Genomic DNA, 13,894 nt, shown 5'->3' with positions numbered 1-13,894 from the left:
TATCGGCGTGGCTGAGGGAGAATCCAGCGAACAGGTGCTGGCTTCCTCAGGCGGAACGCTCGAGCTCCTCATAGGTCGCCCTGACGCCGTCGTCGAGCGCGATCGTCGGGGGTTCACCGAACTCGGCCACGTAGCGGGCCACGTCGAGCACCACCCGATCGACGAAGGTCGCCGGCGCAGGCCGATCCTCGATGGCGAAGTCGATTCCGGTGACGCGGCGGAGCGATTCGAAGACCTCGTTCACCGAGTACCCCCGCCCGCTGCCGATGTTGTAGAGGTCGTGTTCGCGATCACGTCCGACCACATTGGTGATCATCCGGACGGCGTCCGTCACGTAGATGTAGTCGCGGACCATCGATCCGTCACCCAACCGCACCGTCGTCTCGCCGTTGACCACCTGGCGGAGCGCGATGGGGATCAGTCCCTGCTTCTTGTGGGGGTGCTGCCGCGTGCCGTACGGGTTGGATATCCGGAAGCTCGTGGAGTCGAGGCCGTGCATGGTGCGGAAGTAGTGCAGGTAGTGCTCGATCGTGAGCTTGCCGATGCCGTACGGCGAGACCGGGAGCGCCCGGTCGTTCTCGGCGTAGCTCGCCTTGCCCTGCGGACCGTAGATCGCCCCGCCGGTCGAGGCGAAGTAGAAGTGTCCGACGCCGGCTGCCGAACTCGACTCGAGCAGCTCGACGGTCTGGGCCACGTTCGTCCGGATGTCGAGCGTGGGATCAGCCTCGGCGGTAGCCGGGTTCGTGGTCGAAAGGAAGTGGAAGACGTGGTCGCGACCTCGTACCGCGCTGTCGAGGTCCGTGCGACTCAGGAACTCACCACGGATGACCTCCACACCCGAACTGCTGAAGCTCGGCTCGCTGCCACCGCTGAAACGGTCGAATGCGGCGACCTCGTGTCCGTCGGCCACCAGGGCGTCCACCAGATGGGATCCGATGAAACCGTTCGCCCCGATGACGAGTGCTCTAGCCACGCATGGCCCGTTCGAACGCCTCGACGAACTGGCGGCCGCTGTCGGCCCAGGTGGTGTGCTCCAACGATTCGGACATCGCGACCGAGCGTTCGGCGGCGTCCGGACGATCGACCACCTCGACGAGACGGTCCGCGATCGCGCCGGGCGCCGGGAGCACGTACTCGATGTAGGGGTTGTCGGAGACGAGCCGATTGTTGGGAGCATCGTTCACCACCGGCGCCACACCGGCGGCGATGAGCTCGAGCGGGAGCAACGACATGTTCGAGAGCGACAGCACCAGGCCTGCAGCGCACCGGTTGTAGATCGGGTTGAGTTCGGAGATCTCGAGTCCGGACAGGTTCTCGTACGGGAAAGGGATGTCCCAGTCGGAGACGTCCCATCCGGCCATGTTGATCGTGTACTCGGGACGCTGCTTCGCGAACTCGGCGAGCGCCAGGACACCGAGTTCGAACGCGCGACGCGGAGTGACCGGCCGTGCGTAGAAGAAGATCTCCTTGCGCGGCCCCGTGTTCGTGACGGAATAGTGCTTGCGCTCGACGGAGAAGTCGAAGTGGTCCGTCGGCATGCCGTACTCGTCGTGCAGCTTCTTGGAGAGCCAGCCGCCGGCGGTGATGCCGTGGAACCCGAAGTGGTAGGTGTTCTCGGCGAGGATCGCCTCCGTGCCCGCAGCGTAGAACGCCGGTTCGAAGTCCTGCACGAAGTAGAAGCGACGTGCGTCGCTGGCGTCGGTGAACGCGGGGTACGCGGTTTCCCAACCGGTCGCGAAGAGCGCGTCGATGCCGGGACCGACACCGAGCTCAGGGTCGTAGTTGTGGAAGTCAGCCTTCAGGACCGGGTAGGCCGGCGACTGGTCGAGCATCCGACGCATGTCCTTGAGGTCGACCACCACGCCGATGCTGTTGTAGAAGTGGACGCTGCACGTGTGTCCGGCGCGCTCCGCGAAGTCGATGAAGCGGAAGAGGTTCTGGTGCCCGCCGCTCGTCGCGCTGGGCGGCGACATGATCCATGCAATGTGCGACTTCCGGTCGGTGACGACGACAGGGTTCTGCAGCTGCGGACCCGGCTTCGTCCAGTCGACCGCGATCGCGTCGGACACCTTGACGGGGAGGTAGATCGTCTTTCCGGCGACGCGCGCCCGGAGGTTCATCTGGACCCGTCGCCAGAAGTGGCGCGGTCCGTCGTTCTTGAGGACATCGAGGGCGACGCTGACTTTCCGAAGGAAGGATCTCATAATTCTCTCTCTGTCACCTAGACAGGGTACGGCCAGAACCCGGGCTGGTGCATCTTGTGCTCCCAGCGCCCCCAGGCGGTCTGCACTTCGTAGTGGCGGACCCGCGCGTCGCGGGTCTTCGATTCGTAGTGGTAGAGCTCTGCATGGGGCGTCCACAGGATGTCGTAGCCCTGCTCGAGCACCTTCAGGCACAGGTCGACGTCGTTGAAGGCGCCGGGGAGCAGGGTGGTCATCCCACCGACCTCGAGGTAGACGGAGCGCGGCATCATGGCACAGGCCGCGGTAATGCCGACGACCTCGCGCTCGACCCGGTAGCCGTTCGTGGGGCCCGCGGTGCCGCGGGGCAGCTGCATCCCGACATGGATGGTGTCGCCGCGCCAGTAGTGGTGACCGGCGTGCTGGATGGTGTCGTCCTCGTAATACAGCATGCAGCCGGACATCCCGGCGTTCGGCAGCTGCGCCAGCGCGAGCAGATCCTCGATCCAGTTCGGGGTGATCACCGAGACGTCGTCGTTGAGGATGAGCACGTACTCGCCGATCGACGACAGGACCCCGAGGTTGATCTTCCCCGAGAAGTTGAACGACTCCGTCCACGGGACCAGGTGCAGACGCGACCCCGCGGTCTCGGTGATGCGCTCGACGACGCCCGCGTCCGCGACGTCGTCGATCACGACGACGAACTCGTAGCGCTCGTACGTGCTCCGCTCGACGATGCTCTCGATCGCGTCGACGAGGTAGCTCCGCGTGGAACCGGGAAGGTACTGGCCGCGAGTGGGGATCACGATCGACACGAGCGGTTCGCCCTGGACGGCGCGGACCGTGTGGTGGACGCCGTCGGTGCCGATCTCGAGCACGGAGCCGCCACCAGTGGCGGCCAGGTGCTCTTCGAGCGCGCGCCGGACGCCCTCTGCCGCTTCCACGCCGAAGTCGCCGAGCGCTCCTGCTCCGCTCGGGACGAACGCCGTCGCGGCGAGGTGGCCGATGACCGCGTCGCCTCGGGTGGCACGTAGCGCGAACTCGTATGCGTGGGCACCGGCGTACCCGATGCCGAACCCGCCGAGCCGCTCGAGCGTCTCACGACGCACGAGCACCAGGTCTCCCCAGAAGTACTGGTTGCGCAGGCGTTCTGCGGCCGGCTCAGGCTTGAGGACCGGATCAAGGGATCCGTCCGGCAGGACGACCGCCTCGTCGGTGTAGAGCACCTCGGTGTCGGGATGCTCGTCGATGAACGTCCGGATCGTGTCGAGGGCGCCGTCGACGAGGATCCCGGGACGGGAGAGGACCGACACGTACGGGGTCGGCGCAGCCTGCACGGCAGCGTTCAGGGCGTCGATGTCGCCGTCGACGACCGTCGCCACCTCGGCCCGAGTACCGACCGAGGAGCGGAACGACTCGGCGTCAGCAGCGGTGAGGCCGGACAGGATGAAGGTGAGGCCGAACGGTGCGGCGTCCGTGTGGGTGACCGCCACGGATCAGGCCCGGGTCCGGGAGACGACCCGCAGTGGCGCCAGGACGGCCCTGCCGGCTTTCCAGGTCCGCGTGCCGTGGACGGCTTCCAGCTGCTGCCTGAGGCCTGCGTTCTCACGCTCGAGCGCCTCGAACTGCTCGCGACCGGGGTTGTTGTAGACGGAGACCCTCGCGAGCTCGGCCTCGAGCCCGAGGACGCGGTCGATGAGCTCGAGAACGCGCCGGTCCGCAGCGATCTGTTCAGGAGTCGGACGGTCAGCTGACATGGAAAGGGCCTCGCTCTGCGTCTGCCGGATGAACTGGTCGAGTGTAGCACCGGGCTCCGAGGCCAGCTCGGGGGCGACGTTCAGGAATCCGGCGCACCCCTCAGCGTCGCCGGAGGACGCCGACTGCTTTGCGCAGCGGCGAGGTGAGTCGCCACGAGGTGCTCGTGCGAATGGCGTCGAGCTCGCCGACCGCGACGGCTCGGCTCGCATCGGCGGCCTCGGCCTCCGCGCGGAGCGAGGCACGCTCGACCTCCGCGAGGTGCAACTGGTTCCGGTAGTCGAGATCGCGCTCGTAGTGCGCGGACACCTGCTTGCCGAGCCAGTGGTAGTCGCTCTCGATCTGCGGCCCGTCGGACTGCGCCGCCTGGAAGAACTCCACGACCGGCGCCGGGAGATCGGCACCCACGCCGATGACCCCGAGGCCGTGGCCGTGCTCGAACTGGAAGCTCCGCTCCGGGAACTGCGCAGCGAGCTCCGCCCACAAGCGGTGCACGCCGAAGCCGCGATCGAACTCGAAGGTGTCGTGGAACATGACGACGCCGCGCGCTGAGAGCTTGGGAGCGTACGCCGTCCAATCCTCGAGCGCGTCCTCGTACCCGTGGCGCCCGTCGATGTGGAGGAGGTCGACCGAGCCGTCCGGGATCCGGTCGACGCTGTCGCTGAAGTACCCGCGGAGCAGGGTCGCGATCCGCGGGTACTCCGCGTCACGGATCGCGAGGACCGACTGGTAGACGTCCTCGCCGTAGAAGCCCGCCTGGTCGTCGCCCTCCCAGCTGTCGAGTGCCGAGCACGCGGTGTCGAGACCGAGCCGGGTCACGGCGTCGCAGGCGGTGAAGAAGGAGAAGCCGTTGTGCGTGCCGAGCTCGACGTAGCTGGAGGGCCGGAGCGCGTCGATCATCCAGAAGGCGAACGGCGCGTGCTCGAGCCAGGCCGACTGCACGATGTGTCGAGGCATCCAATAGGAGGCGTGGCTGATCCAGGCGGACCCGACCACCGGGTCTTCTCGGCGTGCAGATGCTCGGTCATCGAGGGTCATGGGGCTCCTTGTACGGATGAGGTCGGAACGTCGGCGTGATCTTCAGGAAAGCTACGGTAGATTGACGTGGTTCACGTCGAAGCACTCCCGAACGCACAATCGAGGCTCAATGCAGTATCTCAGGGAACTGGCATCCGCCAGGGAACTCCTGGCGAATCTCACTCTCCGAGACATCCGCGGTCAGTACAAGCGGACCATCCTCGGACGCCTGTGGTCGCTCGTCAGTCCACTCTCGTCGATGCTGGTCTACTCCTTCGTCTTCTACTTCCTGTTGCGCGCGGAGCCTGCCGCCGGTGACCCGAGCGGACTCCACATCTTCGCCGTCTGGCTGTTGTGCGGGCTGCTCCCCTGGTCCTTCTTCTCCGGGGCGCTGTCCGCGAGCATGAGCTCCATCGTCGGCGGCGCCGGACTGATCACCAAGGTGTACTTCCCTCGCGTCGTGCTCCCGGTCTCAGCGGTCCTGACGACCGGCTACAACTGGTTGTTCGAGATGGCGGTCCTCGTCATCGTCCTCTGCGCCGTCGGTGGCTGGGGCGTCATCGTCTGGCTTCCGCTCGTCGCTGTGTTCATGGTGGTTCTCGCCGCCTTCGCAGTGGGCGTCGGCATGCTGCTGGCCATCGCGAACGTCTACTTCCGCGACACGCAGCACTTGATCTCGATCCTGCTGCAGATCTGGATGTACCTCACCCCGATCATCTACCCTGCGTCGCTCGTGGGCGTGCAGTCGGACAAGGTCGGCGGCCTGCTGGGCACCCCGATCACCGTGATGGACATCTACGAGTCCAACCCGATGTTCCACTTCGTGCAGGTCTTCCGGAACCTCATGTACGACCAACGCTGGCCCGACCCCGCCGATGTCCTGGCGTGCCTCGCCTGGGCGCTCGTCGCCCTGGTCGCCGGCTTCCTCGTGTTCACCCGGAAAGAGAAGAGACTGGCGGAGATCCTATGAGTGAGATCGCGGTCCACGTCCAGGACGTGAGCAAGAAGTTCCGCCTCTATCACGAGCGCAATCAGAGCATCAAGTCCGCCATCATGCGACGGAAGGTGTCCGTCCACGAGGACTTCTGGGCGCTTCGCGACATCACGTTCGATGTGCCGACGGGGTCGACCTTCGGGTTGATCGGGAGCAACGGGTCCGGCAAGTCGACCCTGCTGAAGTGCCTCGCGAAGATCCTGTACCCGGAGACGGGCACGATCACCGCGAACGGCAAGGTCGCAGCGCTCCTCGAGGTCGGTTCCGGATTCCATCCCGAGCTCTCGGGTCGCGAGAACGTCTTCCTCAACGGATCGATCCTCGGCATGAGCCGCAAGGAGATCCAGCGCAAGTTCGACGAGATCGTCGACTTCTCCGGCGTCGAGCAGTTCATCGACCAGCCGGTGAAGAACTACTCCTCAGGCATGTACGTGCGGCTCGGGTTCGCCGTCGCCATCAACGTCGACCCCGACATCCTGGTCGTCGATGAGGTGCTCGCCGTCGGTGACGCCGAGTTCCAGCAGAAGTGCTTCCAGAAGTTCGAAGACTTCAAGGCCGCCGGCAAGACCGTGATCCTCGTGTCCCACTCGATGGGCTCCGTGAAGACGATGTGCGACCACGCCGCCTGGATCAACAAGGGTCACCTCGAGCTGGTGGGCGAGATCGATCCGGTCATCGCCGCCTACGAGAGCTCTTACCCGCACCAGCCGTAGTCGGCTCTCAGGTTTCATCCGCTGAGCGTCGCCCCCTCGGGCGGCGCTCAGCGTCGTCTCTGGTGGCGCCGGGCGATCAGCAGCTCGGCGGCGATGAGCAGCACGGTGACACCGAGCGCCGCGAGCGAGACGAGGGTCCCGGTCTCGAGGCCGGGGACGGTGTATTGCACACGCACGTCGTGGGTGCCTGCGGGGACGCGCACCGCTGCTCCGGCGTGCTCCGCCGGCACGAGCGCCGCCGGCTCACCGTCGATCGTGGCCGACCAGCCCGGACGGCGGAGCGAGTCGTCGATGACGAGCCATCCTGCACGATCCGAGGTCGTCCGCGCGGACACCGCCGCAGGATCGTCCTCGGTCGGGGCGAGGTCGACGGTGGCGGAGGACCCCACGTCCTCCTCCGCCGGAACGGCCGTCTCCAGGTCCTCGTCACGTTCCAGCAGGACGGTCGTCGGTGGGATCGCGCCCTCGGCGAGAAGGCTCAGCCTCCGGTCCGCGTCGGTCTCCACGATGGCGCTGTCGGCCCATCGGACTCGTGGGAGCGCATTGGTGCGCTCGATGATCGTCGCCTCCCCGGTCTGCACGATCCGCGCCCCGTCTTCGGCCGGGAGCGTCAGCGCGACGGCCGCTGCCGCGGGATCGTCCACCGCCGCGAAGACCTGTGCCGAGCCGCTCGACAAACGGATCTCGGCGTGCCAGGCGGTGCCGGCCGGGATGGGCTCACCGGCAAGGGTGACGTTGCGCTCCCCGGAGAGGGAACGGTACCAGGTCGTCGTCGAGGCGAGGACGTCTCCGGAGACCTCGTCGACGATGTCCGCCGTCAGTTCCGCGCCGTCGCCGATCGACGCGTCGCCGTCGATCGCGAACCCGATCGTCCGGACGGGGCCGGTCCTGACCGTCGAGCGCACGGGCCCGTCGCCGAGCTCGACGGTCTCGCTCGATCGATCGACGCCCTGGAACACCCCCGGCGCCGGCGCGTTGGGATCGAAGAGCATGTAGGACACACCCAGGCGGTCGAGTACCGGCGATGCGATGTTGATCGCGGCGATGCTCGACAGGAACGTCGAATAGGTCGGCGAGATCATCGTATTCGGGTCGACCTCGCGGAGCAGATCCTGCCACTGGGCCGTCTGGTAGGCGTGCCCACCGACGGAGCGCAGCCCGTAGATCGTGTTGGCCCCCGGCAACAGGACCGCGTCGGTGTTGGCGAATCGCTGTTCGCCGAGATGCTGCGCTAGATAGTCCGTCGTCTCCGTCGCGGGATAGAGGGTCGACTCGTCCGACCAGCCCCACCAGTGGTCCACGAGGTCGAGCGCGGGGATGAGGACGAGGAGTGGCAGGAGGCCGACCGCAGCGGCCCTGACGACGGACGGCTTGGCGAACCGCCCCAGCAGGATCAGGGCGAGGCCCGCGGCACCGAAGCCGGCCGTCGTCCAGATCGCCGCGATGATCCCACCCTCGGCCCACGCCGGGACCTCGTCCATCGCGGTCGCGGTGAGCGACGCCATGAGACCGAGGATCGCGAGCGCCGTGAGGATGCGCAGGGTGAGCTGGCGGCCGTCGAGCGCACCGCGTGCAGCCGGGAGCTCGAGCACGTCACGTGGTGGCCGGGCCTCGGCGATGAGCGCTGCGAATCCTGCCGCGGCGAGCGTCGCCGAGAAGAATCCGACCAGCACGCGGAGCCGCCCGATCGGGTTGTTCGAGAAGACCGGAAGCTCCTGGGCGGCGGCGAGCGCCGGTCCGCCGATGTAGACCAGGACGACGCAGACCGCGAGCGCGATGATCTGGAAGCGGGCGCCTGGCATGGCCACGGACGATCGTCGGAGCAGGAACCGCGACGCGATCAGCAACATCGCGACGATTCCCACGTAGGACAGGCGCTCGATCGGTGACCCTGAGCCGTAGGCGGTCGGGATGGACACGTCGCCGATGATCTCCGGCACGAACGCCGACACCAGGTCGATGAGCTGCAGGGAGTCGGTGGAGCTCTGGGCTCGGACGGAGAAGTCGAGCACGCTCGTCGCGTTGATGGCGAAGGGGACCATGGTCCAGGCGCAGAGCGCCACGCCGAGGACGACACCGGCGGCGCACACGGCTCCTGCCCCGACCACACGGCCGAACGAGCGTCCGGTCGTGATGGCGCGGAAGACCACCCACACGGCACCGGCGTACAGCGCGTAAGCCGTGACCGCCGGGAAACCACCGAGCAGCATGACGCCCACGACGATCGCCACCGGCACGACGTCGACCAGACGGCGCCGGACGGCCGCTCGATCGAGCGCCCAGAACAGCAGCGGGATGACCGCGGCGACCCTCGTGTGCTGCCAGTTGGTCCAAGACACCATGAAGCCGGAGGAGACGAAGACGAGGCTCGCGAGAGCCCAGGCCGGGTCGGGCAGCCGCAGTCGGCGGAGGAACAGCGACATACCGATCGTCACCGCGACGATCTCCAACAGCTTCGTCACCCCGGGAGCCGCGCTCAACGGCAGCACCCACCACGCCACCGAGAGCGGCGAGTAGAGGCCGGAGTTCGGCAGCCCTCCGAGTTCCGTGCCGCCGCCGACCCACGGGTTCCACGCCGGAGAGGTGCCCGCTCGGAGCATGTCGACGATCGCCCAGGTCTGCGGGACGACGGTGTCGACGGTGTCGCCGACGAGCGCGTTGACGACTGGTCTGGTCGGTCCTAACGCTGACTGCCACGGCGCCGCGTTCTGCAGCAGATCCGTTCCGAGGAAGGTCCCCATACCGAGGAGTGGTGGGCCGACGCTCAACAACGCGAACGTCACCAGAGCCGCCCAGGCGACGATGGATATCCAGATGCCACCCGGCCAGGGCAGGGGACGCGACGCACGAGGAGTGGTTCGGCGCAGGGCTGTGAACACGCGGATCCTCGCAAATCAGGGGGTGGGCCCGTCCCCGGGTCCTGAACGATTATCCCCGACAACCCCCACGGGACTGAATCGTGCGCGGTACCGGACGGGTGCAGCGGGCCGGACCGGTCGTTCGGATCGGGGATACTGGAACGTCCGCTCCATTGAAAGGCAGCCATGATCGTCTTCGTCCAGATCCCCTGTCTGAACGAGGAGACGACGCTTCCGCTCGTCCTCGCCTCGATTCCGAAGGTCATCGAGGGCGTCGACCGCATCGAGATCCTCGTCATCGACGACGGTTCGACGGACCGCACCGTCGAGGTCGCTCGAGCCCATGGCGTCGAACACATCGTGCGGCACACCCGCAACCGCGGACTCGCGCAGTCGTTCAAGGACGGCGTCGACTACGCGCTGCTCCACGGCGCCGACATCGTCGTCAACACGGACGGCGACAACCAGTATCCGCAGGACCGCATCGGCGACCTCGTCCAGCCGATTCTCCGTGGTGAGGCCGACATCGTCGTCGCAGACCGACAGACGGCCCTGATCGAGCATTTCTCGCCCTTCAAGAAGATCATGCAGCGTCTCGGCAGCCGCGTCGTGAACGTCGCCGCAGGAACCGACCTGCCCGACGCGGCCAGCGGCTTCCGCGCCTACTCGAAGACCTCGCTCATCCGGTTGAACGTCGTGACCCGGTTCAGCTACTGCATGGAGACGATCATCCAGGCAGGCTACAAGCGACTGGCGATCACCAGCATCCCCGTGACGACCAATCCGAAGACCCGGGAGTCACGGCTGTTCCGGAGCATCGGCGAGCACATGTACCAGTCCGGGGTGGCGATCACCCGGGCCTACCTGATGTACCGCCCGTACGTGGTCTTCGCCGGCCTCGGGCTCGTGCTCGCACTCGCCGGCCTGACACCGTTCGTGCGGTACGCCGTGCTCCTGTGGGTGGACGATGGCGGAGACCATCTGCAGTCGCTCCTCGTCGGTGCCACACTGCTCATGGGCTCCCTGCTCTCGTTCGCAATCGGCGTGGTCGCCGACCTCACGCGGATCAACCGGACCTTGAACGAGGAGACGCTCGACTACCTCAAATTGCAGCGCTACGGCGACTGACGACCGGCGGCCTCCCGCGCGGCGAGGATGTCGTGCAGGAGCGCCGAGTACAGTTCCCCCGCCGTCTCGAGTGAATAGTCGTCCGCGCGGGCGAGCGCGCCCGCCTGGAGCCGGGATCGGCGCGCGGGGTCGTCCAGGAGCCGTTCGATCGCCGCAGTGAGCGCCGCAGCGTCGTCCGATGGCACGATCACACCGCTCGAGCCGTCGTCGACCGCCTCGTTCAACCCGGGCAGGTCCGAGACGACGACGCAGGCACCTGCCGCGAACGCGTCGAGGATCGCGACAGGGAGGCCGTCCTGATCGCCCGAGGTGGACAGCACCGATGGGAAGACGACGATGTCGGAGCGACGGAACGCGGCGTCGAGCGCCGGACGATCGAGCTGCCCCAGGAACCCGATGGGGAGGCCCGCCGCCTGTGCCTCCAGCGCTGCGCGGAGCGGACCGTCCCCGCCGATCTCGGCGGTCCAGTCGAGTCGGGACGGGAGGAGCCGCAGGGCCTCGATCAAGACGTGGACACCCTTCTTCTCGACGAGTCGCCCGACGAAGAAGACGCGGGGCGGTCCCGTCCGGTCTCGGACCGCTTCAGCGGTCTCGAGGTCGGTCGTCGTGCCCACCCTCGTACCCATCGGGAGCACCTGCACGTGGTCCGGCGCGACGCCGAGGGTGATCGCCCGCTGCATCATGTCCCGGTTCATGACGGTGACGCGGTCGGCCTCCCCCAGCACCCAGCGCTTGACGCGCCGCATGAGTGGCGAGTCGAGGGCGTAGAGGTCGCCACCCGGCGAGGTGAGCAGCTTCGGCACACCGGGGGCGACGAGCCTCGCGACGATGCCCTGCGGGATGATCCAGTGCACATGGATGACGTCAGGCCGGAAGGAGCGCACGGCACGGGCGGTGGCGATCGTCTGGCCGAGGAGGAAGAACGGCAGTTGCAGCCAGCGGCTCCGACGCCTGCGGAGGTTCTCGAGGATCGCGCCGTCGGCGAGGTCCTCCCATCGTTTCGGGAAGAAGCGGTAGCGCAGGACGCGAAGGGGTCCGTCATGTTCTCGGGCCGCCGAGCCGGGGACGCGCGGGACGAGGGCGAGCACCTCGAAGTCGGACGCCTCCTGCAGCGCGAGGTCGCGCACGAACGACGGCGTACCGTCTTCCGGGACCGCGGGCCAGGTCGAGGCGAGGACGAGCAGTCGCGGTCGCGCCATCCGAAGACTCCGTTCCTGCATCGCTCCGGGATAATGGGCACTTCCCATGAAGATCCTCACCAAGTATAGGAAGCCCATCCAGGTGGGCTTCGCCGTCGTCGTCATCGCGTGCATCGCGTGGACGGTCGTCGCCAACTGGGCGTCGTTCAGCGCGAGCGTGTCGCAGATGGACCCGTTGTGGATCGTCGCATCCGGTGCTGCCGGATTCACCGGGGTAGCACTGTCGATGCTCGCCTGGCGCGCCATCGTCATCGCGTTCGGGCACCGCATCTCCGTCCGCGACGCCGGGTACGTGGTCTTCGTCTCACAGATCGGTAAGTACATCCCCGGCGGCGTCTGGCCGATCGTCGCGGGCAGTCAGCTCGGACGACGCGCCGGACTCCCGACGGCGACGACCGTCGTCACGCTGACCGCTCAGCTCGGCGTGAGCCTCGTCACCGGCTCGACACTCGCCGTCGGCGCGCTCTTCGGGTTCCCGGCCCTGCGTGAGTACGCGTGGGTGCTCGTCGTGCTCGTGGTGATCGGCGTCGTCGCCCTCCTGCCGCCCGTGATGCGACGCGTGCTCGGCTGGATGTTCACCGTCATGAAGCGACGGGACGAGCTGCCCGAGCTCCGCACCCTGCCGCTGCTGTCCGCCGTCGGCTGGTCGCTGGCGAGCTGGGCCGCCTTCGGTCTGCACCTCTGGTGCATCGTGTCGGCGCTCGGCACCCTGGACGTCGCGGCGATCCTGCCCGCGATCTGCGGGTACGCTCTGGCCTGGGTCGTCGGATTCCTCGCGGTCATCGCCCCGGCCGGCGCCGGCGTCCGGGAGGCGATCCTCGCCCTCGTCCTCGCGAACACCGTGACGGCGTCGTCGATCCTCGGGATCGTCCTCGTGAGCCGTTTCGTGCTCATCGTCGTCGATGTCGCGGTCTGCGGCTATGCGGTCGTACGCGGACACGTGCGCGTCGTCGCCGTCGATCCTCAGCCGCCGGGAAGCCGCTCCGCCCACAGCACGCAAGAGCCCGACCCGCGCTGAGCGCGAGCCGGGCTCGGGAGGTGGTGGGTCAGGCCTGCTGTGCCAGCAGCGTCTGCAGGTACCGCCCGTAGCCGCTCTTCACGAGCGGGGTGGCGAGAGCCGCGAGCTGTTCGTCGTCGATCCAGCCGGCGCGCCAGGCGATCTCCTCGATGCAGCCGACCTTGAAACCCTGGCGGTCTTCGATGACCCGGACGTACTCGGATGCCTGCATCATCGACTCGAAGGTCCCGGTGTCGAGCCACGCAGTACCACGGTCGAGGACCTGGACCTGGAGGTCGCCCTGCTCGAGGTAACGCTCGTTGACGGTCGAGATCTCCAGCTCGCCACGGGCCGACGGCTCGATCGTCTTCGCGATCTCCACGATGGAGTTGTCGTAGAAGTAGAGGCCGGGAACGGCGTAGTTGCTCTTCGGCTGCGCGGGCTTCTCCTCGATGGAGAGCGCCTTGAAGTCGTCGTCGAACTCCACCACACCGTATGCCTTGGGGTCGGCGACCTGGTACGCGAAGATGAGCGCGCCGTCGATGCTGTTGTGGTTGCGCAGCGCGGAGCCGAGGCCCGTGCCGTGGAAGATGTTGTCGCCGAGGACGAGTGCGACGCTCTCGTCGCCGATGAACTCCTCACCGATGATGAACGCCTGCGCCAGACCGTCGGGCGACGGCTGCACGGCGTACTCGAGCCGGATGCCCAGATCGGAGCCGTCGCCGAGCAGCGCGCGGAACTGCTCGTTGTACTCGGGCGTCGTGATGATGAGGATCTCCTTGATGCCCGCCATCATCAGCGTCGACAGGGGGTAGTAGATCATCGGCTTGTCGTAGATCGGCATCAGCTGCTTCGAGATGCCCTTGGTGATCGGCCACAGCCGCGTGCCGGATCCACCGGCGAGAATGATGCCGCGCATAGTTGTCTGTACTTCCTTCGCTCGATGCAGTCGGTCCGTGCGTCGGACGAGCCCTGATCGGTGCCCGCGCGTTCGCTCGACGTGCCATTATCGCAGGAACCGGCTCTCAGGGCCTGTCGGGTAGTCTGGGGCGG

12 protein-coding genes are annotated in these 13,894 nt (G+C 67.3%); 4 read left to right on the top strand and 8 right to left on the bottom strand.

The genetic code is table 11. From position 1 onward, the window contains the following. Positions 1-46: 46 nt before the first annotated feature. From ITJ66_RS18015 to ITJ66_RS17995, 5 genes are all read right to left on the bottom strand, one after another. On the bottom strand, positions 47-973 hold the full coding sequence (locus tag ITJ66_RS18015; protein ID WP_137243384.1) for an NAD-dependent epimerase/dehydratase family protein: 927 nt from the start codon (positions 971-973) through the stop codon (positions 47-49). Further along, positions 966-2,204 (bottom strand): glycosyltransferase family 4 protein, encoded by a 1,239-nt coding sequence (locus tag ITJ66_RS18010; RefSeq protein WP_137243385.1) that lies wholly within the window; start codon positions 2,202-2,204, stop codon positions 966-968. The genes ITJ66_RS18015 and ITJ66_RS18010 overlap by 8 nt, the downstream gene beginning before the upstream one ends. A 17-nt stretch (positions 2,205-2,221) precedes the next feature. Then, positions 2,222-3,673 carry a glycosyltransferase gene (locus ITJ66_RS20275; protein WP_137243386.1) on the bottom strand — a complete coding sequence of 484 codons (1,452 nt, stop codon included), beginning with the start codon at positions 3,671-3,673 and terminating at the stop codon, positions 2,222-2,224. A 3-nt stretch (positions 3,674-3,676) separates the two neighbouring features. Beyond that, the gene (locus ITJ66_RS18000) at positions 3,677-3,937 is read right to left on the bottom strand and encodes a hypothetical protein (protein ID WP_194645505.1); all 261 of its coding nucleotides are present in this window, start codon (positions 3,935-3,937) and stop codon (positions 3,677-3,679) included. Positions 3,938-4,037: 100 nt separating this feature from the next. Beyond that, positions 4,038-4,973 carry a class I SAM-dependent methyltransferase gene (locus ITJ66_RS17995; RefSeq protein WP_137243388.1) on the bottom strand — a complete coding sequence of 312 codons (936 nt, stop codon included), beginning with the start codon at positions 4,971-4,973 and terminating at the stop codon, positions 4,038-4,040. 109 nt (positions 4,974-5,082) lie between these two features. Here ITJ66_RS17995 and ITJ66_RS17990 point away from each other — a divergent pair, with 109 nt between their 5' ends. Continuing rightward, the gene (locus tag ITJ66_RS17990) at positions 5,083-5,922 is read left to right on the top strand and encodes an ABC transporter permease (protein WP_137243389.1); all 840 of its coding nucleotides are present in this window, start codon (positions 5,083-5,085) and stop codon (positions 5,920-5,922) included. Then, the gene (locus ITJ66_RS17985) at positions 5,919-6,659 is read left to right on the top strand and encodes an ABC transporter ATP-binding protein (protein ID WP_137243390.1); all 741 of its coding nucleotides are present in this window, start codon (positions 5,919-5,921) and stop codon (positions 6,657-6,659) included. The genes ITJ66_RS17990 and ITJ66_RS17985 overlap by 4 nt, the downstream gene beginning before the upstream one ends. A 47-nt stretch (positions 6,660-6,706) precedes the next feature. Here the strand turns inward: ITJ66_RS17985 and ITJ66_RS17980 are convergent, their stop codons facing one another. Next, a complete protein-coding gene (locus tag ITJ66_RS17980) occupies positions 6,707-9,538 on the bottom strand; it encodes a hypothetical protein (protein ID WP_194645504.1) in 2,832 nt (943 codons plus the stop codon). Between the two features lie 165 nt (positions 9,539-9,703). On the opposite strand from ITJ66_RS17980, the gene ITJ66_RS17975 reads away from it, so the two are divergent. After that, complete coding sequence (locus tag ITJ66_RS17975) at positions 9,704-10,645, top strand: glycosyltransferase family 2 protein (RefSeq protein ID WP_137243392.1); 942 nt, start codon at positions 9,704-9,706, stop codon at positions 10,643-10,645. Here the strand turns inward: ITJ66_RS17975 and ITJ66_RS17970 are convergent. Next, a complete protein-coding gene (locus ITJ66_RS17970) occupies positions 10,633-11,844 on the bottom strand; it encodes a glycosyltransferase (RefSeq protein WP_194645503.1) in 1,212 nt (403 codons plus the stop codon). The two genes, ITJ66_RS17975 and ITJ66_RS17970, sit on opposite strands and share 13 nt — an antisense overlap. A 46-nt stretch (positions 11,845-11,890) precedes the next feature. Between ITJ66_RS17970 and ITJ66_RS17965 the strand changes: the two genes are divergently transcribed. Beyond that, a complete protein-coding gene (locus ITJ66_RS17965) occupies positions 11,891-12,862 on the top strand; it encodes a lysylphosphatidylglycerol synthase transmembrane domain-containing protein (protein ID WP_194645502.1) in 972 nt (323 codons plus the stop codon). Positions 12,863-12,890: 28 nt separating this feature from the next. Here the strand turns inward: ITJ66_RS17965 and rfbA are convergent, their stop codons facing one another. Then, positions 12,891-13,760, bottom strand: a complete 870-nt coding sequence (gene rfbA, locus ITJ66_RS17960; RefSeq protein ID WP_137243395.1) for a glucose-1-phosphate thymidylyltransferase RfbA — start codon at positions 13,758-13,760, stop codon at positions 12,891-12,893. Positions 13,761-13,894: the final 134 nt, after the last annotated feature.

Origin of the sequence: Plantibacter sp. VKM Ac-2885, assembly GCF_015351205.1 — a bacterium.
GTDB lineage: Bacteria > Actinomycetota > Actinomycetes > Actinomycetales > Microbacteriaceae > Plantibacter > Plantibacter auratus.
Note: the sequence above shows the minus strand (reverse complement) of the source record. Positions and strands in the feature narration are given on the sequence as shown.

Excerpts from the sequence above, each read along its gene's own strand:
- ITJ66_RS18010 (WP_137243385.1), bottom strand. The coding sequence starts at position 2,204 with ATGAGATCCTTCCTTCGGAAAGTCAGCGTCGCCCTCGATGTCCTCAAG.
- ITJ66_RS17995 (WP_137243388.1), bottom strand. The coding sequence starts at position 4,973 with ATGACCCTCGATGACCGAGCATCTGCACGCCGAGAAGACCCGGTGGTC.
- ITJ66_RS18000 (WP_194645505.1), bottom strand. The coding sequence starts at position 3,937 with ATGTCAGCTGACCGTCCGACTCCTGAACAGATCGCTGCGGACCGGCGC.
- ITJ66_RS17990 (WP_137243389.1), top strand. The coding sequence starts at position 5,083 with ATGCAGTATCTCAGGGAACTGGCATCCGCCAGGGAACTCCTGGCGAAT.
- ITJ66_RS17965 (WP_194645502.1), top strand. The coding sequence starts at position 11,891 with ATGAAGATCCTCACCAAGTATAGGAAGCCCATCCAGGTGGGCTTCGCC.
- ITJ66_RS17970 (WP_194645503.1), bottom strand. The coding sequence starts at position 11,844 with ATGGCGCGACCGCGACTGCTCGTCCTCGCCTCGACCTGGCCCGCGGTC.
- ITJ66_RS17975 (WP_137243392.1), top strand. The coding sequence starts at position 9,704 with ATGATCGTCTTCGTCCAGATCCCCTGTCTGAACGAGGAGACGACGCTT.
- ITJ66_RS17985 (WP_137243390.1), top strand. The coding sequence starts at position 5,919 with ATGAGTGAGATCGCGGTCCACGTCCAGGACGTGAGCAAGAAGTTCCGC.
- rfbA (WP_137243395.1), bottom strand. The coding sequence starts at position 13,760 with ATGCGCGGCATCATTCTCGCCGGTGGATCCGGCACGCGGCTGTGGCCG.